Raw genomic sequence first — 18,247 nt, 5'->3', positions numbered from 1 at the left:
GTCAGTCGGCATGTCGGTGGTTGACCTCAGAACCTGCCGCTACAGTGCATGGCGTGACCCGCAGACAGGTGAAGACTGCCGCCGCGACCGTGCTTGCCGCGGCGATGATTCCGGCGATGTCCGCCTGCTCGGACGACGGCAACGGCGGCACCGCTCAGGCGGGCGGCCAGTCGGGCCCCGCTGCCTCGGGCCCGGCCAAGCACGGCCCGATGTTCCCGGTGTGCGGCGGCGTCAGCGATCAGACCGTCAGCCAGCTGACCCAGGTCACCGGCCTTGTGAACACCGCGAAGAACTCCGTGGGGTGCCAGTGGCTGGTCAACGGTGGCATCCTCGGCCCGCACTTCTCCTTCACCTGGTACCGCGGCAGCCCGATCGGCCGCGAACGCAAGACCGAGGAACGGACACGGGCCGACGTCAGCGACATCAACATCAACGGCCACTCCGGTTTCGTCGCGCTCGGTGAGGACCCGATGATCGGCAAGAGCCTGTGTGAGGTCGGCATCCAGTTCGACGACGACTTCATCGAATGGTCCATCAGCTTCTCCCAGAAGCCGTTCCCCGAACCGTGCGACATCGCCAAGGAACTGGCCCGGCAATCGATTGCGAACGCGAAATGACACGACGGAAACTGGCTGGAGCGGTCGCCGTGATGTCGGCGCTGGCGCTGGTGGGTTGCGCCCGCTCGGTCGAGGGCACCGCGATGAAAGAAGGCGCCGGCGGCGGCAGCGAGCACTCGGCGGATTCGTACCCGAACCTGCTCAAAGAGTGCGACGTGCTGACCAATGACGTGCTGGCCAAGACGGTCGGTGCGGATCCGCTGGACATCCAGAGCACCTTCGTGGGTGCGGTGTGCCGGTGGCAGGCGCTGAACCAGTCGGCGGGCCTCATCGACATCACCCGGTTCTGGTACGAGCAGGGCAGCCTCGATGAGGAGACCAAGGTCGCCCAGCATCTGAACTACAAGTACGAGTCCAAAGCGATCGCCGGCGTGAAGTCGATCATCATGCATCCGAACGATCCCAACGGCTCGTGCGGCGTGGCCAGTGACGCTGCCGGCGTCGTGGGCTGGTGGGTGAATCCGCAGGGGCCGGGCGCCGACACCTGCGGTATGGCCACCAAGCTGATGGAGCTGACGCTCGCCACCAACTCCTAACGGGGGATGTGGAACTGGTCCAACGTGGCGCTGCGCAGCTCCAGCTGCGACCAGTGCCGGTCGGTATGCAGAACCGCGATCGCTGACGTCGGGTACTTCATCGCGATCTGGCCGGCGGCGTCAGGGTCGCTCGTGTCGAGCGACGCCAAACTCAGCGCGAGCGACGACATGACCGGTTCGTGGCCGATCACCAGCACCGTGTTCGCCGCCTCCGGCGCGCCGTTGATGACTTCGATGGCGATGCCGGCCGTCGCGTCGTAGAGGCGTTCGACATAGGTCACGGGTGCGGTGATGCCGGTGCGTTCGAGCGTCTGCCGGGTTCGGGTGGCGGTCGAGCAGAGGACGGCGTCGACGGCCGGGAGATGTTCCCGAATCCAGTCGCCCGCCAGTGCCGCTTCGCGGACACCGCGCTTGGCGAGCGGCCGGTCGTGGTCGGCGACCCCGTCGGGGTAGTCGGATTTCGCGTGCCGCAGCAGGATCAATGTTCGGGTTCCCGTCACCCGCCCACCGTAGATCCCCGGAGTTGTCAGTGCCGGGTTTTACACTCGCCGCATGCGTTTCGTCCACACCGCCGACTGGCAGCTCGGTATGACCCGGCATTTCCTGGGCGGTGAGGCGCAGCCGCGCTACTCGGCCGCACGTCGTGACGCCGTGGCGCGCCTCGGGGCGCTGTGCACCGAGGTGGGTGCCGAGTTCGTCGTCGTGGCGGGGGATGTCTTCGAGCACAACCAGCTCGATCCGCGTGAGGTCAGCCTGTCGCTGGAGGCCATGCGCGCCATCAAGATTCCGGTGTTCCTGCTGCCGGGCAACCACGATCCGCTGGATCCGGCGTCGGTGTACACCAGCACGCTGTTCCTGGCCGAATGCCCGCCCAACGTCACGGTGCTCGACGGGGTACACGATCTGCGGCCCGGGGTGCAGATCGTCGGCGCGCCGTGGCGCTCCAAGGCGCCCACCACGGACCTGACGGGCGACGCGGTGGCCGACCTGCCGGCTGACGGCGTCACCCGAATCGTGGTGGGGCACGGCGGGGTCGACGTCCTCGATCCCGATCCCACGAAACCGGCACTGATCCGGCTGGACACCGTCGAGGCCGCGGTACGGCGGGGCGCGGTCCACTATGTGGCGTTGGGGGACAAGCACTCTCGCACCGAGGTCGGCAGCACCGGCCGGGTGTGGTACTCCGGTGCACCCGAAGTCACCAATTACGATGACATCGAAGCGGATTCGGGCCACGTCCTGGTGGTCGACGTCGACGACACGGATCAGTCGGTCACGGTCGAGTCCCGCCGGGTGGGTCAGTGGCGGTTCGTCACGCTGCGCCGGATCGTCGACACGGATCGCGATATCGCCGATCTGGACCTGAACCTCGACGGCCTGCCGGACAAGGAACGCACCGTCGTCCGGTTGGCGCTGACGGGCTCACTGACCATCTCCGACAAGGCCACCCTCGACGCCTGCCTCGACCGCTACGCGCGCCTGTTCGCCGCGCTGACGACGTGGGAACGACACACCGACCTCGTCGTGGTCCCGGCGGACGGCGAATTCTCGGACCTGGGCATCGGTGGGTTCGCCGCGGCGGCGGTCGACGAATTGGTCGGCACCGCAAGCACTTCGGGCGACGACGCCGACGACGCACGCGCGGCGCTCGCGCTGCTGCTGCGCCTGGTCGATCGGGGGAGTGCCGCATGAAGTTGCATCGGCTGGTCCTGACCAATTACCGCGGCATCACCCACCGCGAGATCGAATTTCCCGAGCGCGGCGTGGTGGTGGTCGCTGGCGCCAACGAGATCGGCAAGTCCTCCATGATCGAGGCGCTCGATCTGCTGCTGGAGTCCAAGGACCGCTCGACCAAGAAAGAGGTCAAGCAGGTCAAGCCGACTCATGCTGACGTCGGTGCCGAGGTGACGGCCGAAATCTCCACCGGCCCTTACCGGTTCGAGTATTACAAGCGGTTCCACAAGAAGGCCGAAACCCGGCTGACCATCCTCGCGCCGCGCCGCGAGCAGCTCACCGGCGACGAGGCGCACGACCGGGTGCGCGCGATGCTGGAGGAGACGGTCGACACCGAATTGTGGCGGGCCCAGCGCATTCTGCAATCTGCCGCCATGGTGCCGGTCGACCTCGCCGGATGCGACGCGCTGGCGCGGGCACTCGATGTCGCGGCCGGTCAGGCCGGTGCACTCGAGGGTGCGCTGTCGGGCAACGAGCCGCTGCTGGTCGACCGGATCGACGCCGAGTTCTTGAAGTACTTCACGCAGACCGGCCGTCCCACCGGTGTGTGGGCCGAGGCAACAAAAAGCCTGAAGGCTGCGCAGGCGGAGGTCGCGGCGCGTGCCGCCGCGGTGGCCGAGGTCGACGAGGCGGTCCGCCGCCACGGCGAGCTGACGAAGGAATTGGCCACGGCCACTGAGCAACTGGCGGCCGCTGAGGTGCGGCTGGCGGCGGCTCGGGAAGCGGCGACCGCGGTGGCTCGAGTCCGCGACGAGCTTGCCCAGGCACGCGTGCAGGCGCAGGCGGCGGTGGCGACCGCGACGGCAGCACGCAGTGCTCTCGACGAGCGGCAGCGGCTGCAGGCCGACGTCGAACAGCGGACCGCCGGCATCGGTGAACTGACCGCCGCCGCCGAGCACGCCGCGCAACAGCACGTGACCGCGGCGCAGCTGCAGCAGGCCGCCGACACCGCCGTGGCGGTGGCGCGGTCCGTGGTGGAGGCCGGTCGGGTCCGCCTGGATGCGGCGCGGCAGGTGGTGGACCAACTGTCCCAGCGCGCTGAGGCGGTTCGGCTGTCCGGCCTGCTGGAGCGGGTGCAGGTCGCCGCCGACGAACTGGCGGCGGTCGCCGATCAGCTGGGCAAGATCACGCTGACCGCGGCGGGCATGCGGGCCATCGAAACCGCCGCCGCCGCGGTGGACCGTGCGGCCGCGGCTGCTGAACTCGCCTCGGCGCGAATCGAATTGGTGGCTCACGGCGACGTCGAGCTGCGCGTGGGTGACCAGGACGTGACGCTGTCCGCCGGGTCGGAGTGGGTCACGAGCGCGGGCGGCCGGACCGATGTCGAACTCCCCGGGCTGCTGACGGTGCGGGTGCTGCCCGGTACCCCGGCCGCGGACACCAGCGCCGTTCTCGACGCGGCGCGCACTGCGCTGGCGGCTGCGCTCCAGCCACACGGGGTCGCTGACGTCGAGGCCGCGCGGGTCCTGGACGCGCGGCGGCGCGAACTCGAAGCCGAGCGTGATCGGCTGACCGTCACCCGGCAGACGCTGCTGGGCGCCGACACGGTCGAGGCGCTCGCGGCTCGGCTGGCGGGGCTGCGGGAGCAGCTGGGCGATACCGACGCCATCGACGTCGGGGCGGCACGAGCCGAGCTGGAAGCCGCCGACGCCGAACAGCGCCGGGCGACAACCGAGTACGAGCAATGCCGCGACACGGCCACCGCCGCGGCGGCCGCGGTGGCGGCCGCGTTGACCGCGGCGACGGTCGCCCGCGAGAAGGTGACGGCGGCGACGGCCGCGCTCACCGAGGCCACCGAGCGACTGACACGGCAGCGCGAACTGGAGGACGATGCGGCCTTGACCCAGCGCGTCGCGGCGCTGGGGGAGCAGGCTGCCGCGGCCACCGCGCGTGAACAGGAACTCGCCGCGGCGCTGGCTGCCGCCGCGCCCGACACTGTCGATGCGGAACTGGCGGCGGCCACCGCGGATTCGGCCCGGCTCGGTACCCGGCGCCGCGAACTCGATGACCAATTGCGGGATGTGGCAGCGCAATTGAAGGTGTACGGGACACAGGGCCGCCAGAGCCAGCTCGATGCCGCCGAGATCGCGCTGCGGCATGCGGAGTCCGAACACGCCGCAGTGGGTCGTCGGGCCCGGGCCGCTGAACTGCTGCGGACGGTGATGGGCCGGCACCGCGAACAGGCCCGGCAGCGGTACGTGGCACCGTTCCGCACCGAGGTGGAACGGCTGGGGCGCATCGTGTTCGGGGACAGCTTCGCCGTCGAGGTCGACAGTGATCTGCGGATTTGCAGTCGCACCGTCGCGGGCACCACCGTGCCGTACGAGAGCCTCTCCGGTGGGGCCAAGGAACAGCTGGGGATCGTCGCCCGGCTGGCCGGCGCGGCGCTGGTGGCCAAGGAGGACACCGTCCCGGTGATCATCGATGACGCACTGGGGTTCACCGATGCGGGCCGGTTGACCCGCATGGGTGAGGTGTTCGACGCGGTCGGCGGCGACGGCCAGGTGATCGTGCTGACCTGCAGCCCCGAGCGTTATGCCAGCGTCGGCGACGCGACGCGCATCGAGCTCACCGCTTAGGCCCCTGGTAGGCCGCGTTTCGTGACAGACTGCGGCGGTGATCGCTGACTTCGTCGTCGTGGGGACCGGCTCGGCCGGTGCTGTGCTGGCTGATCGACTGAGCGCCGACGGCACCGCGCAGGTGGTGGTGCTGGAGGCCGGGGCCGTCGACAAGAACCAGTTCATCCGTATCCCGGCGGCTTTCGCGAAGCTGTTCCGCGGCGAGTTCGATTGGGATTACTCGACCGAACCGCAGCCCGAGCTCGCCGGCCGCCGCATCTACTGGCCGCGCGGCAAGACCCTCGGCGGCTCGTCGTCGATGAACGCCATGATGTGGGTGCGCGGCCTGCCCGCGGACTACGACGAGTGGGGTGAGCTCGCCGGCGAAGAGTGGTCGTACGCGGCCGTGAAGAAGTATTTCGACCGGATCGAGGCCGGGCCGCTGGTGCTCAGCCCGCAGCGCAGCCCCCGCGGTGTCACGGCCGCGTGGCTGGAGGCCGCCGAGCAGTCCGGTTACGAGGGGTTCGTCGAGACCCGGGTGTGTCAGCGCCGCGGCGCGCGGTGGAGCACCGCCGACGCCTATCTGCGGCCCGCGCTGCGCAGGTCGAACCTGCATCTGCGCACCGGCGCCACGGCAACCCGCGTGCTGATCGAGGACGGGCGGGCGGTCGGCGTCGAGTACGAGGCGGACGGCCGTCGTCAGATCGTCCGGGCGCGCCGTGAGGTGATCCTGTCCGGAGGCGCGATCAACAGCCCGCAGCTGCTGATGCTGTCCGGCATCGGTCCGCGCGAGCATCTGGCCGAGCACGGCATCGATGTGGTCCACGACGCGCCGGGCGTCGGGTCGAACCTGCTGGACCACCTGGTCGTGCTGCTCGGGTTCGACGCCAAGTGCGAGACCCTGATCAGCGCGGAAAAACCGGTGCAGCTGCTCAACTACCTGACCCGCCGCCGCGGCATGCTGACCTCGAATGTCGGTGAGGCGTATGGCTTCGTCCGCAGTGATCCTGAACTTGCGCAGCCCGACATCGAGCTGATCTTCGCCCCGGCGCCGTTCTTCGACGAGGGCATCGGCGACGCCTACCCGCGCGACGCGGTGGCGATGGGGCCGATCCTGGTGAAGCCCAAGAGCACCGGCACCATCCGGCTGGCCTCGGCCGATCCGTTGGCCAAGCCGATCATCGACCCGCGCTACCTGTCCGACCCTGAGGGCGCGGACCGCAAGGCACTACTGGCGGGCCTGCGGATGCTGGCGGACATGACCCAGGCCCCGGCGCTGAAGGGACTGCTCGGCGACATCGCCCGCCCGGTGGGTGCGCACGATCTCGACGACCGCACGCTGGAGCTGGCATTGGCCACCACGTCGCACACGCTGTATCACCCGACCACCACGTGCCGGATGGGCAGCGACGAGGCCAGCGTGGTCGACCCGCAGCTCCGCGTCCGTGGGGTCGCGGGGCTGCGGGTCGCCGACGCTTCGGTGATGCCGACCATCATCCGGGGCCACACTCACGCCCCGAGCGTGCTGATCGGTGAGAAGGCCGCCGACCTCATCGCCGCCTGAGGTCAGAAGTAGGCGTTGGCGGGAATCGCGGTGCCGTGCAACAGGTTCTGCCCGACCACCCGGGCCTTGTAACCGACGGGGTTGTGCAGCGTGATGGTGCGGATGTTGCGCCAGTGCCGGTCGAGGTTGCGTTGCCGGCTGGCCGCGCTGGCACCGCCGAGCTCCAGGAGCTTGGTGGCGGCACGCGGCGCGATGTCGTCCAGGTGCACCTTCACCTTGGCCGCCTGCAGCTGGGCCTTCGCGACCAGCGCCGCGTCGGGCACACCGTCCGGGCCGGTCGAATCGATGGCCGCCCCGATCGCCGCCGCCGCATCCAGCACTGCGGCCCGGGCGATGTAGGCGGAGCTGGCCAGTTCGCCGAGCTGGCGCTGCAGCAGCGGGTCGTCGGTCGGTGACGCGGCAGAGGCATGGCTGAAGCTGCGCTCGCGGGACCGCAGGAGCGCGATCCCGTCGTCCACGATGTTCTCCAGGATTCCGGCCACCACGGCGTGGATGTACAGCTGCAACAGGGTGTACTGCACCGACGGCACGGGCTCGGCGTCGTACCGCGTGTCCGTGAGCACCTCGTCGGGCAGCACCGTCACGTCCTGGAACCGCGTGGTGCCGGTGCCGGTACGGCGCTGACCGAAACCGTCCCAGTCGTCGATGATCGTCACGCCGGCACGATCGGCCGGGACGATGACGGTCGCCACCGAATCATGATCGGTGGTCGCTGTCACGGTCAGGTAGTCCGAGAACAGGGTTCCGGTGCTGTAGAACTTCTCGCCGGTCAAGATGAATCCGCCGTCGTGGCCCGGCGTCAAGCGGGTGTTGAACACCAGGCTGCCCACCGCGTGGGAGCCCTTCTCACTGAACGCATTGCCGAACACCTTGCCGTTGGCCACCTTGTCCAGCCAGGCCCGGGACCCGGGCTGGTCCAGGGTGCGCAGCCGCTCCTCGACGAACCAGAAATGCGTACGGAAGATGTGCGCCACCACCGGATCGGCGCGGGCGACGTCGATGACGGCGGAAAACAGTTGCGGCACCGTGAGTCCGGCTCCGCCCAGCTCCGTGGGCAGGCGCAGGGTGCCGAATCCGGCCCGCTTGAGCGCGGCCACCTGGTCGAATGGATTCACGTCGTCCAGATCGCGGTCTTTGGCGCCCGCTGCGATGTCGGCCAGCAGGTCGGTCCACGTTGTCGTGTCGGGGAGGTCGAGGATGGTCATGTCCCAGTTCTACGTACCAGCACAGTCACAGGCACGGCTTACGCTCGCGCCGAACCAAACGCGGCAGAATGAGTGTCGATGACCATGAACGCCAAGCGCCGCAAGGCGCACGACAAGCTCGCGGCGCTGCCGGGGGTACGGTCGGTGCGGCGGCCGGTCCGGCCAAGTGGCGCAGAGGAATTCGATCTGTTCTACGTGCGGACCGGGCCGCTCAGCGAGCATCCGCTGGTGATCATTCCGGGCGGGCCGGGTGCGGCGTCCATCGGGCACTACCGCAATTTGCGCCGCCGGGCGACGGCCGCCGGTCTGGACGTCATCATGGTCGAGCACCGCGGCGTCGGCATGTCCCGACACGATGACGCCGGCGCCGACCTGCCCACTGAGGCGCTGACCATCGAGGCCGCGGTCGACGACATCGCGGCGGTCCTGGACGACGCCGGCGTCGAGTCCGCGGTGATCTACGGCACGTCGTACGGCAGCTACCTGGCCGCCGGCGTCGGCGTGCGCCATCACGCCCGCGTGCATGCCATGGTGCTGGACTCACCGCTGCTGTGCGCCGACGACATCGACGCGGTGCGCGAGGCCACCCGGGCCGTGCTGTGGGACGGCACCGACCCGGCGACGGAGGGGCTCGCCAAGAGGGTGCGGGACCTGGCCGCCGACGGGCAGCTGACGCCCTGGGTGGTGCAACTGGCGACGGGTCTGTACGGCCTGGTCGGCCCGGAAGTGCTGGAGCAGCAGCTCGAGTTGCTGCTCACCGGACGCGGGCTGCTCTGGGGCGCCATCGGGCACAGCACCAAGCTGCTGTTCGAGAGCAAGACGCCGTACCGGCATGAGCCCGACCTGGTCGAGCACATCGGCTACCAGGAGCTCAACTATGCCCCCGAGCCCGACGGTCTGCCGCTCGACCCGGCGCTGGCGTACCGCGAATCGGCCACCGGCGACCCGGATTTCGTCGCCGAACCTTTCGACCTGGTGGCCGCGATGCCGGGATTCGACTGGCCCACCGTGGTGATCTCCGGCGGCCGGGACTTGATCACGCCGCCGGCCATCGCCCAGCGGGTCGCCGAACTGATTCCGGACGCTGTGCTGCTGGAACTGCCCAGCGCCGGACATAGCGTGCTCGACATGCGTGAGGGTGCGGCACTGACCATCGCCACTGCGGTGTGTGCCGGCGAATATGCGGAATTGCCGGACCGGGCAACGGAATTGGACAATATGCCGCCGGACTTCACGGTGCGCCTGATGGTCAAGGGCATCGCGACGGCCGCGGCCGCCGAGTCGCTGGTGCCGGCCGGGCTGCCGCGGGCCATCAGGCAGCTCAGGACTTGGTGAAGCCGATCGTCATGTAGTTCAGGTCGCCCAGGCCCGCAGGGCCGTAGTTGGCCAAAGTGCTTCGGACCGCCGCATTTCCGGGCGACTGGGCGAGCGGCAGACTGAACGTTTCGGCCCACAGCATGCGGTCCAGCTGGTTGGCCAGGGCCTGCGCCTTGACGGGATCGAGTTCGTCGAGCGTCTGCTCGATCTTGGCGTCGATCTCGGGCGTGCCGATCTTGCCGAAGTTGCTCTCGCCGCCCGAGGCATAGATCTGGGTCAGACCGCTCAAGGGGAAGGCGTCGCCCTGCCAGGCGAAGGCGGCGATATCGAAGTTACTCGGAATGATGTACTGGCTGAAGAAGTCTGCGCCGGAGGACACCACGAGTTCCAGCTTGACGCCGATATCGGCGAGGGTTTTCTGCGTCAGCTGCCCGATCTGCCGGCCGCTCGGGGCGTCGTAGAAGACGATCCGAACGTTCAACGGCTTGCCGTTTTTCTCCCGCACCGAGCGGCCGGCGGGCAGCTTCCAGCCCAGCGCGTCGAGTTCGCGCCGTGCCGCCTCCGGGTCGAAAGGCGTCCCGCCGCTGTTGTTCTGGTAGCCCGCCTGCCCCGCGACGTAGATGTGGTTGTTGAGTGGCACCGGGTTGTCCACCAGACCGTGCTGCAGGACGGTGACGATGGTCTTCCGGTCGATGCCCATGGCGATGGCGTGGCGCAGTGCGGGGTCGGCGAGCGGCGAGCCGGGCGCGCCGTTGAAGGTCAGGTGCGACCAGGTGGGTCCCGGCGCGGTGCGGATGTCGACGCCTTTGGTGCGTCGGGCGCGCACCATGTCGTCGATCGAGCCCAGCCCGGTGGCATCGATGGCGTTGTTCTGCAGCGCCGGGATACGAGCGGCGTCGTCGAGCACGAGGAACGTGATGCTGTCCAGCAGCGGCCGGGTGCCCCACCATTTCGGGTTGCGCGTCAGCGTGATTCGCTGCGCGCCGCGGTCGACGTTCGAGACGACGAACGGGCCGGCCGACGGCCCGGGCTTGTTCAGCTGTCCCTTGTTGAACACCTCGGGATCGGTCGTCGAGACCTTGGGCAGCAGCATGCCGTTGCCCGCGAACATGCCGCGCCAGTCGGCGTACGGGCGGGCGAACGTCATGACGGCCTGCCGGTCGTCGACGCCGCGGGTCACCGAGGCCACCCGCTCGCTGCCGTTGGGGCTCGCGATCTGGAACCGGGGGTCTTTGCCGGTCGTCGCGGTGACCTGGGCGGCGATGTCCTCCCAGGTGATCGGGGCGCCGTCGCTCCAGACGGCCTTGGGGTTGATGGTGTAGGTGACGACCTGCGGATTGGTGCCGGTGAGCTGGATGTCCGTGAAGTAGTCGTGGTTGACGGTGGTCGAACCGTCGGGTCCGACGATGAATGCCCGGGGCAGCGTGGGCCGCAGGATCGCGGCGGTGTCGACGGTGTTGCCGTCGATGTTCAGCGTGTTGAAGTTGTCCGGGAACGCGGTGAGCGCCAGCCGCAGATTGCCGCCTTCCCTCAGGGTCGCGGGGTCGTGTGGGTTGAGGTCGTTGGCCGCACCGAGTTTCGGTGCGCCGGCGCTGGACCCGCGGTACTCGCTCGAGCAGCCGGCCATCAGGGCGATCAGGGCGATGAGGGCCACCACCAGTTGACTGCGACGGGACGTCATCATTCCCCTCCCGGCTGCGGCACGGCATCGAGCAGCCGCTGGGTGTATGGGTCCTGCGGGGCGCTGAAAACCTGTGCGGCATCGCCCTGTTCGACGACGGCGCCCTTGTACATCACGGCCACGGTGTGGGCCAGGTGGCGGACCACCGAAAGGTCATGCGAGACAAACAGATACGACAGGTCGAAGCGCTCTTGCAGGTCCAATAGCAGGTTGATGATGCCGGCCTGGATCGAGACGTCCAGCGCCGACACCGGTTCGTCGAGCGCCAGAATCTTGGGCTGACGCGCCAGGGCCCGGGCGATGCCGATGCGCTGCTTCTGGCCACCGGAGAACTCGGCAGGGTAACGGGCGGCGTCCTCGTGCCGCAGCCCGACGATGCCGAGCAGTTCGGTGACGCGGTCGTCGATCCGGTTCTTGTCGAAACCGCCGACCCGCAAGGGTTCCGACAGCACATCGAACACCGGAAGCCGCGGATCCAGCGCCGCCACGGGATCCTGGAACACCACCTGCAGGTCGCCGCGTAGCTCGCGGCGCGTGTCGCGGGTCAGGCCGGCCACATCCTGGCCGAGCACCGTGATCGAACCCGACTGCGGCGCGGTCAGATTCAGGATCTGGTGCAGCGTGGTGGTCTTGCCGGAGCCCGATTCACCGACGATGCCCAGGGTCCGGCCCTGCCGCAGCTGCAGGCTGACGCCGTCGACGGCACGCAGCTCGCCGACGTTGCGCCGCAGCAACCCGCCACTGAGCTTGAACGTCTTGACGAGGTCGTTGACCGCGAGCACCACCGGCCGCTCGGCGCCGTCATCCGCGACGACCTCGGGTTCGGTTGCCACCCCGTAGATTTCGGCTGCGCTGCGGCCGGTCACCTGGTCGGTGTGGATGCAGGCGGCGGCCTGTCCGGGCGCGACCTCCAGCAGCGCGGGTTCGGCCGCCCGGCAGTCGTCGTCGGCCAGCGGGCAGCGGGGCGCGAAGGGGCAACCCGGCGGGAGTGCCGCCATCGACGGCGGCGCGCCGGGAATGGGCACCAACCGCGAGCCCTGCGGTGCGTCGAGCCGGGGCACCGAGCCCAGCAGGCCGACCGTGTACGGCATCACCCGGTCGCGGTACAGGTTCGCCACCGGCGCGGTCTCGACCGCCCGGCCGGCGTACATCACCATTGCGCGGTCGGCGAATTCGGCGACGACACCGAGATCGTGCGTGATCATCAGCACCCCGGCGCCGGTGACGTCGCGGGCAGTGCGCAGCACGTCGAGGATCTGCGCCTGCACGGTGACATCGAGCGCCGTGGTGGGTTCGTCGCAGATGATGAGATCGGGGTCATTGGCGATCGCGGTGGCGATGACGACGCGTTGGCGCTCACCGCCGGACAGCTCGTGCGGGAACGCGCGGGCGCGGGCCGCGGGCTGCTTGATGCCGACCAACTCCAGCAGTTCGACCGCCCGGCCGCGCGCGGCCCGCCGGCCCATCGAACGGTCGTGCACGCGAAGGGCTTCGGCGATCTGGTCGCCGACGGTGTACACGGGCGTGAGCGCCGACATCGGGTCCTGGAACACCGTGCCGATCACCCGGCCGCGTACCTGGGACATCGCGTCGTCATCGAGCCCGACGAGCTGCTTGCCCTGCAGTTTCACCGAACCGGTCACCTGGGCGTGCTCGGGCAGCAGCCCCACCACCGCCATGGCGGTCGCGGACTTCCCGGCGCCGGACTCACCGACCAAGGCCAGCACCTCGCCGGGCGCGATGTGAAAGTTCATGCCGCGCACGGCCGAGACGTCCTCGTCAGACGTCTGGAAGGTGACGGTGAGGTCGCGGACCGCGAGCAGCGGCGCGCTCATCGCTTCACCACCCGCCGCCGACGGGGCCGGGCCGAGGGATCGAGCGCGTCGCGCAAGCCGTCGCCGATCAGGTTGGCGCACAGCACGATCAGCACCAGGACGCCGGCCGGGAACAGGAACACCCAGGGGAACGTGGTGACCGACGGGGTGCCGTCGGCGATCAACGTGCCCAGGGACACGTCGGGCGGCTGCACCCCGAAACCCAGGTAACTCAAACCGGTTTCGGCCAGGATCGCGATGCCGACGTTGAGGGTGGTGTCGATGATCAGAATGGACGCCACGTTGGGCACGATGTGCCGGGCGATGATCCGGGCGTGGCTGACACCCATATACCGTGCGGCCGTGACGAACTCGCGTTCGCGCAGGCTCATGGTCAGACCGCGCACCATGCGCGAGCTGATCATCCACGAGAACGCCGCCAGCAGGACCACCAGCCACAGCACCGTGCTCTGGTGCCGGATGCGAGGCGTGACGATCGCGATCAGGATGAAACCGGGGATCACGAGCAGCAGGTCGACGACCCACATCAGCACCCGGTCGCGCCAGCCACCGAAGTAGCCCGCCACCGAGCCGACCGTCGCGGCGATCACCGTCGAGATCACGGCGACACAGACGCCGATCAGCATCGACTTCTGCATGCCGCGCAACGTCTGCGCGAACACGTCCTGGCCGAGGGCATTGGTGCCGAACAGATGCCGGCCGTCGGGAGGCTGCAGCAGCGCGTCGAAGTCCATGTCGGTGTACGAGTAGGGGAGCAGCGGCGGCAGGGCGTAGCAGCCAACGAACAGCGCCACCAGCAGCACCAGCGACACCACCGCGGGGCGGTTGCGGACGAAGCGCCGCGCCACCAAGGTGCGGCGCGATGCGAAGCGGGCGCGCGGCAGCCCGAACTGGACGCTCATGAGACCCGCACCCGGGGGTCGAGGGCGGCGTAGACGACGTCGGACAGCAGGCCGCCGATCAGGATCGTCGTCCCGGAGAACAGGGTGAACGCGGCGACGATGTTGGCGTCCTGGCCGTTGATGCCCTGCACCATCCATTCACCCATGCCGTGCCAGCCGAAGATCTTCTCGACGAACACCGCACCGGTGACCAGGCCCGCGACGCCGTAGGCGAACAGCGTGGCCATCGGGATCAGCGCGGTGCGCAGGCCGTGCTTGAAGAGCGCCTGGCGCCGGGTCAGGCCCTTGGCGCGGGCGGTCCGGATGAAGTCCTGGCCGAGTACGTCGAGCATCGCGTTGCGCTGGTAGCGGCTGTATCCGGCGATGGCGCCGAGGGCCAGGGTGGCGGTCGGCAGCACCAGGTGCTGCAGCCGGTCGACGAATCCGTGCCAACCGCCGGCCGCGTAGGGCGAGGTCTCGCCCGTGTACTGGAACAACTGGAAGCCCAGCACCTCGTTGACGCCGAGCGCGCCGAGAATCAGCATGTTCGCGATGACGAACGTCGGGGCGCTGAGAATCAGCAGCGCCAGCACGGTGATGGTGCGGTCGGAGAAGCGGTACTGCCGGATGGCGCCCCACGCCCCGATGATCACACCGATGATGGAGCCCAGGATCGACCCGATGGCCACCAGCCGCAGGCTGGTCCACACCCGTCGTCCCAGTTCTTCTGAAACCGGTTGCCCGGTAACGGTTTTCCCGAAGTCCCCATGTACCGCGCCGGACACCCAGTTGGCGTAGCGCGGCAGCAGTGGCTTGTCGAGACCCAGGTCGTGGGCCTTGGCGTCGATGACGGATTGCGGTGGCCGCGGGTTGCGCTGCAGCAGGCTGTCCAGCGGGTGGAAGGTCACCGACGTCAGCGCGAAGGTCAGGAACGTCGCCAGCGTCAACAGGATCGCGTAGTTGACCAATCGGCGGATCAGGAACCGCGTCATGGGTTGCTCGCTGGAAACCGCATCTGGACAGGTTAAGAGATCCCGGCGCGCTAGCGCGGGATTGGCACCTGATGGCCGCCGCCCTGTTCCCGGGCTGGTGACCCGACCAGTTCTGATTCTGTGGAATACCTGACGGCCGAGACGACTTGAAATGTTTGACCGGCTGCGGGCCCCAACGGTGTGGCGAAATCGTGGCGGATCGCGTCTAGGTGGGAGACCCGCGATGAGTCAAAACAAGCATTCTGAAATCAACAAGAAGTGGGCCGCCGGCGTCATCGCCGGGAGCATGGCTGTCTGTGCGATGGCCGTGGCGTTTGTCGGGGCGCAGGCGCAAACTCTGCAATCGACATCGGCCAACGGCACCTCGGTCAGTTCGGTCGTCAGCGCCACGACGGTCGGGCCGATCGTCAGCGCCGCGCCGGCCATCACCGGACCCGCTCCGCTGTACCCGGGGCAGGATCCGGGCTGATGAGGTCTGGGTCGTGGCGGACAGGCCTCCGCCGCGGCCCAAACTCCCGCGCTGCGGCTATGCAGGCGAACTGCCAGAAGCGATTCAGTGTGTTGCCAGATTGGCGGCGTTGACTCGAAGGCATGAAAGGCCGCGCCCCGACGGTGCGGCGCAGCGCAGTGGTCCCAAGTACACGGGAGGCAGACCATGAGTCGACCAGAGACTTCTGGCATCACCTTGAAATGGGCAATCGGCATCATCGGTGGAAGCGCGGCACTAGGCGCCGCGGCGGTATGTGCCGGGGTGCTGGCGGGCCCCTCCGAGACGACGTCGGCCAACAGCACGTTGATCACGTCGACCAGCACGACCGCACCGGTCACCTTTGCGGCGCCGTCGATCACGGGCAAGGCTCCGCTGTGGGCCGGGCAGTCGCCGGACACCAACCCCCAGGGTTAGCCACTCGGCCCAATTCACAGCTCGCGCATAGATTCGCCACAGTCGCGCCCCACACCGGTGCGAATAATGGAATCTGTGACAGGTCCCAGCAGCACCGCCCGTGACAGTGAAGCCCCGCGTGTCGTCATGCACCGGGCCGACGGCAAGCCGATCAGCGTCCTCGTGGTCGACGACGAGCCCGTCCTCGCCGAGCTCGTGTCCATGGCACTGCGGTATGAGGGCTGGGACATCGCCACGGCCGGCGACGGCGCGACGGCGATCGCGCTGGCCAAGGACAACCCGCCCGACGTGGTGGTGCTGGACGTCATGCTGCCCGACATGAGCGGGCTCGATGTGCTGCGCAAGCTGCGCGAACAGATCCCGGGCCTGCCCCTGCTGCTGCTGACCGCGAAGGATTCGGTCGAGGACCGCATCGCCGGCCTGACCGCGGGCGGCGACGACTACGTGACCAAACCGTTCAGCATCGAGGAAGTGGTGCTGCGGCTGCGCGCGCTGCTGCGCCGCACCGGTGTGGCGAATGAGGCCGGTGACGCGCAGATCGTCGTCGGCGACCTGGTGCTCGACGAGGACAGTCACGAGGTGACGCGCGCCGGCGAACAGATCACCTTGACCGCTACCGAGTTCGAACTGCTGCGGTACATGATGCGCAACTCCAAGCGGGTGCTGAGCAAGGCCCAGATTCTCGACCGCGTGTGGAGCTACGACTTCGGCGGCCGCTCCAACATCGTCGAACTCTACGTGTCGTACCTGCGCAAGAAGATCGACAGTGGCCGCGAGCCCATGATCCACACGCTGCGCGGCGCCGGATATGTCCTCCGACCCGCTCGCTGAGGCCGGCACGCGCATCTGGCAGCCGCGCACCTGGTCGCTGCGGGTGCGGCTGCTGGTCACCCAGGTTCTGCTGCTGGCGCTGGTCATCGTCGGCGTCGGCGCCGCGACCGAGTTTGCGCTGCAGCGCTTTCTGCTGCATCAGCTGGACGACCAGGTGCTGGAGGCGGGCCGGCGCTCGGCCGCCATTTTCGAGCTGCCACCGCCGCCCATGGCGCCGCCGTTGACCGGTGGGGTGCCGCGGCCGTCGATGGATCCGCATTTCCGGATGCGCTTCGACCCCGAAGCCGGCCCCGGTCCCGGCTTCCTCAACGCGCCCGGACAGGCCGTCGGCACCATCGGAGCGGTGGTGTTCCGTGGCCAGGTCGACGCCGGTGTCATCACCTCCGAGGGCAGTCGTGACTCGGTGACCACCACGGCCACAGCACAATTGGCGCAGGTGCGACCGGATCGGAAGATCCGCACCATGGACATCGACGGTGTCGGAACGTACCGGGTCATCGGCCTGCATCCCCGGCACGGCGGTCCGCAGACCATCGTCACCGGCCTGCCCACCCGGCACGTCGACAACACGCTGTTGTGGGTGCTCGGCATGTTCTGTGCGGTGGGCGCGCTGGCGCTGATCGGGGCGACGGTGGTCGGGGTGTGGATCATCCGCCGCCAACTCGCCCCGCTGTCACGGGTTTCCGCGGCCGCGCGCGATGTCGCCGACCGGGAACTGGACCGCGGTGAAGCCCAGTTGCCGACGGAGATCGTGCACGTCGATCCCGTCGCCGCGCACACCGAGGTCGGCCAGCTGGGTTCGGCGCTCAACCGCATGCTGGACCGCATCGCCGGCGCGCTCGCAGCCCGTCATGCCAGTGAGACGCGGGTGCGCCAGTTCGTGGCCGACGCCAGTCATGAACTCCGCACGCCGCTCGCCGCAATCCGGGGCTATACCGAACTGGCGCAACGCAAGAGCGACGAACTGCCCGCCGATGTCGCGCACGCCATGAACCGCGTCGAATCCGAGACGGTCCGGATGACCCGACTTGTCGAGGACATGCTGCTGCTGGCCCGTCTCGATGCCGGCCGGCCGCTGGAGATGGAGGACGTCGACCTGTCCCAGCTGGTCGTGGACGCGGTCAGCGACGCCCACGTCGCCGGCCCCGACCACAACTGGTCGCTGGATCTGCCGGAGGAACCCGTCACCATCGAGGGCGATCCGGCGCGGCTGCACCAGGTGCTGGTGAACCTGCTGGCGAATGCGCGCACGCACACGCCGGCGGGTACGTCGGTGACCATCGCGCTGTCCGCCGATGCGGACGCCACGGTGATCAGCGTCGCCGACGACGGCCCGGGGATTCCAAAGACGTTGCAGCCCGAGGTGTTCGAGCGGTTCGCCCGTGGCGACTCGTCGCGGTCCCGGCAGGCCGGCAGCACCGGCCTGGGGCTGGCCATCGTCGCCGCGGTCGTGAAAGCGCACGGCGGCACCATCAGCGTCGACAGCCGACCCGGCGCGACGGTCTTCACCGTGCGCCTGCCCGCGGGCCCGGCGGCCGCAGGCTCACAGCCGCTGCACAGCATTGCCTCGACGTCCGCCTAATCAACGCTCC

The 18,247-nt window shown here is 69.0% G+C and carries 16 protein-coding genes; 10 read left to right on the top strand and 6 right to left on the bottom strand.

Annotated features, from left to right (window positions below):
- Positions 1-104: 104 nt before the first annotated feature.
- Positions 105-617 (top strand): DUF3558 domain-containing protein, encoded by a 513-nt coding sequence (locus tag ACJH6H_RS19855; protein ID WP_212814925.1) that lies wholly within the window; start codon positions 105-107, stop codon positions 615-617.
- Positions 614-1,153 carry a DUF3558 domain-containing protein gene (locus ACJH6H_RS19850; protein ID WP_212812568.1) on the top strand — a complete coding sequence of 180 codons (540 nt, stop codon included), beginning with the start codon at positions 614-616 and terminating at the stop codon, positions 1,151-1,153. The genes ACJH6H_RS19855 and ACJH6H_RS19850 overlap by 4 nt, the downstream gene beginning before the upstream one ends.
- On the opposite strand, the gene ACJH6H_RS19845 is transcribed toward ACJH6H_RS19850, so the two are convergent.
- Entirely contained in the window at positions 1,150-1,653 is a 504-nt protein-coding gene (locus ACJH6H_RS19845) for a SixA phosphatase family protein (protein WP_406775640.1), read from the bottom strand. The genes ACJH6H_RS19850 and ACJH6H_RS19845 overlap by 4 nt on opposite strands.
- Before the next feature lie 52 nt (positions 1,654-1,705).
- Between ACJH6H_RS19845 and ACJH6H_RS19840 the strand changes: the two genes are divergently transcribed.
- Genes ACJH6H_RS19840 through ACJH6H_RS19830 form a run of 3 tightly spaced genes read left to right on the top strand, consistent with a single transcriptional unit; the run spans position 1,706 to position 7,009 of the window.
- Positions 1,706-2,845: an exonuclease SbcCD subunit D gene (locus tag ACJH6H_RS19840; protein ID WP_406775639.1), complete on the top strand. Its 1,140-nt coding sequence runs from the start codon at positions 1,706-1,708 to the stop codon at positions 2,843-2,845.
- Positions 2,842-5,466, top strand: coding sequence for an AAA family ATPase (locus ACJH6H_RS19835; protein WP_406775638.1), 2,625 nt, complete (start codon positions 2,842-2,844; stop codon positions 5,464-5,466). The genes ACJH6H_RS19840 and ACJH6H_RS19835 overlap by 4 nt, the downstream gene beginning before the upstream one ends.
- 37 nt (positions 5,467-5,503) lie before the next feature.
- Entirely contained in the window at positions 5,504-7,009 is a 1,506-nt protein-coding gene (locus ACJH6H_RS19830) for a GMC family oxidoreductase (protein WP_406775637.1), read from the top strand.
- Between the two features lie 2 nt (positions 7,010-7,011).
- Here ACJH6H_RS19830 and ACJH6H_RS19825 read toward each other — a convergent pair whose 3' ends face one another.
- On the bottom strand, positions 7,012-8,214 hold the full coding sequence (locus ACJH6H_RS19825; protein WP_406775636.1) for an acyl-CoA dehydrogenase family protein: 1,203 nt from the start codon (positions 8,212-8,214) through the stop codon (positions 7,012-7,014).
- Positions 8,215-8,292: 78 nt separating this feature from the next.
- Between ACJH6H_RS19825 and ACJH6H_RS19820 the strand changes: the two genes are divergently transcribed.
- Positions 8,293-9,549, top strand: coding sequence for an alpha/beta hydrolase (locus ACJH6H_RS19820; protein WP_406775635.1), 1,257 nt, complete (start codon positions 8,293-8,295; stop codon positions 9,547-9,549).
- Here ACJH6H_RS19820 and ACJH6H_RS19815 read toward each other — a convergent pair.
- Genes ACJH6H_RS19815 through ACJH6H_RS19800 form a run of 4 tightly spaced genes read right to left on the bottom strand, consistent with a single transcriptional unit; the run spans position 9,536 to position 14,920 of the window.
- Positions 9,536-11,212 (bottom strand): ABC transporter family substrate-binding protein, encoded by a 1,677-nt coding sequence (locus ACJH6H_RS19815; RefSeq protein ID WP_406775634.1) that lies wholly within the window; start codon positions 11,210-11,212, stop codon positions 9,536-9,538. The genes ACJH6H_RS19820 and ACJH6H_RS19815 overlap by 14 nt on opposite strands.
- Positions 11,212-13,047: an ABC transporter ATP-binding protein gene (locus ACJH6H_RS19810; RefSeq protein WP_212812560.1), complete on the bottom strand. Its 1,836-nt coding sequence runs from the start codon at positions 13,045-13,047 to the stop codon at positions 11,212-11,214. Before ACJH6H_RS19810 ends, ACJH6H_RS19815 begins: the two co-directional genes overlap by 1 nt.
- The gene (locus tag ACJH6H_RS19805; protein WP_212812559.1) at positions 13,044-13,949 is read right to left on the bottom strand and encodes an ABC transporter permease; all 906 of its coding nucleotides are present in this window, start codon (positions 13,947-13,949) and stop codon (positions 13,044-13,046) included. Before ACJH6H_RS19805 ends, ACJH6H_RS19810 begins: the two co-directional genes overlap by 4 nt.
- On the bottom strand, positions 13,946-14,920 hold the full coding sequence (locus ACJH6H_RS19800) for an ABC transporter permease (protein ID WP_212812558.1): 975 nt from the start codon (positions 14,918-14,920) through the stop codon (positions 13,946-13,948). The genes ACJH6H_RS19805 and ACJH6H_RS19800 overlap by 4 nt, the downstream gene beginning before the upstream one ends.
- A 223-nt stretch (positions 14,921-15,143) precedes the next feature.
- Between ACJH6H_RS19800 and ACJH6H_RS19795 the strand changes: the two genes are divergently transcribed.
- The 4 genes from ACJH6H_RS19795 to ACJH6H_RS19780 all read left to right on the top strand — a co-directional run bounded on the left by ACJH6H_RS19795 (position 15,144) and on the right by ACJH6H_RS19780 (position 18,237).
- Positions 15,144-15,389, top strand: a complete 246-nt coding sequence (locus ACJH6H_RS19795) for a hypothetical protein (RefSeq protein ID WP_212812557.1) — start codon at positions 15,144-15,146, stop codon at positions 15,387-15,389.
- Between the two features lie 186 nt (positions 15,390-15,575).
- Positions 15,576-15,824: a hypothetical protein gene (locus tag ACJH6H_RS19790; protein ID WP_212812556.1), complete on the top strand. Its 249-nt coding sequence runs from the start codon at positions 15,576-15,578 to the stop codon at positions 15,822-15,824.
- A gap of 126 nt (positions 15,825-15,950) precedes the next feature.
- Positions 15,951-16,655: a response regulator transcription factor gene (locus ACJH6H_RS19785; protein ID WP_212814924.1), complete on the top strand. Its 705-nt coding sequence runs from the start codon at positions 15,951-15,953 to the stop codon at positions 16,653-16,655.
- Positions 16,633-18,237, top strand: coding sequence for a sensor histidine kinase (locus ACJH6H_RS19780; protein WP_406775633.1), 1,605 nt, complete (start codon positions 16,633-16,635; stop codon positions 18,235-18,237). The genes ACJH6H_RS19785 and ACJH6H_RS19780 overlap by 23 nt, the downstream gene beginning before the upstream one ends.
- The last annotated feature ends 10 nt before the right edge of the window (positions 18,238-18,247 follow it).

The sequence above is a fragment of the Mycobacterium sp. SMC-21 genome (assembly GCF_045310825.1).
Taxonomy (GTDB): Bacteria; Actinomycetota; Actinomycetes; order Mycobacteriales; family Mycobacteriaceae; genus Mycobacterium.
Note: the sequence above shows the minus strand (reverse complement) of the source record. Positions and strands in the feature narration are given on the sequence as shown.

Coding starts and splice junctions, on each gene's coding strand:
- ACJH6H_RS19855 (WP_212814925.1), top strand. CDS start 105: ATGATTCCGGCGATGTCCGCCTGCTCGGACGACGGCAACGGCGGCACC.
- ACJH6H_RS19850 (WP_212812568.1), top strand. CDS start 614: ATGACACGACGGAAACTGGCTGGAGCGGTCGCCGTGATGTCGGCGCTG.
- ACJH6H_RS19840 (WP_406775639.1), top strand. CDS start 1,706: ATGCGTTTCGTCCACACCGCCGACTGGCAGCTCGGTATGACCCGGCAT.
- ACJH6H_RS19835 (WP_406775638.1), top strand. CDS start 2,842: ATGAAGTTGCATCGGCTGGTCCTGACCAATTACCGCGGCATCACCCAC.
- ACJH6H_RS19825 (WP_406775636.1), bottom strand. CDS start 8,214: ATGACCATCCTCGACCTCCCCGACACGACAACGTGGACCGACCTGCTG.
- ACJH6H_RS19820 (WP_406775635.1), top strand. CDS start 8,293: ATGACCATGAACGCCAAGCGCCGCAAGGCGCACGACAAGCTCGCGGCG.
- ACJH6H_RS19815 (WP_406775634.1), bottom strand. CDS start 11,212: ATGACGTCCCGTCGCAGTCAACTGGTGGTGGCCCTCATCGCCCTGATC.
- ACJH6H_RS19810 (WP_212812560.1), bottom strand. CDS start 13,047: ATGAGCGCGCCGCTGCTCGCGGTCCGCGACCTCACCGTCACCTTCCAG.
- ACJH6H_RS19805 (WP_212812559.1), bottom strand. CDS start 13,949: ATGAGCGTCCAGTTCGGGCTGCCGCGCGCCCGCTTCGCATCGCGCCGC.
- ACJH6H_RS19800 (WP_212812558.1), bottom strand. CDS start 14,920: ATGACGCGGTTCCTGATCCGCCGATTGGTCAACTACGCGATCCTGTTG.
- ACJH6H_RS19795 (WP_212812557.1), top strand. CDS start 15,144: ATGAGTCAAAACAAGCATTCTGAAATCAACAAGAAGTGGGCCGCCGGC.
- ACJH6H_RS19790 (WP_212812556.1), top strand. CDS start 15,576: ATGAGTCGACCAGAGACTTCTGGCATCACCTTGAAATGGGCAATCGGC.
- ACJH6H_RS19785 (WP_212814924.1), top strand. CDS start 15,951: ATGCACCGGGCCGACGGCAAGCCGATCAGCGTCCTCGTGGTCGACGAC.
- ACJH6H_RS19780 (WP_406775633.1), top strand. CDS start 16,633: ATGTCCTCCGACCCGCTCGCTGAGGCCGGCACGCGCATCTGGCAGCCG.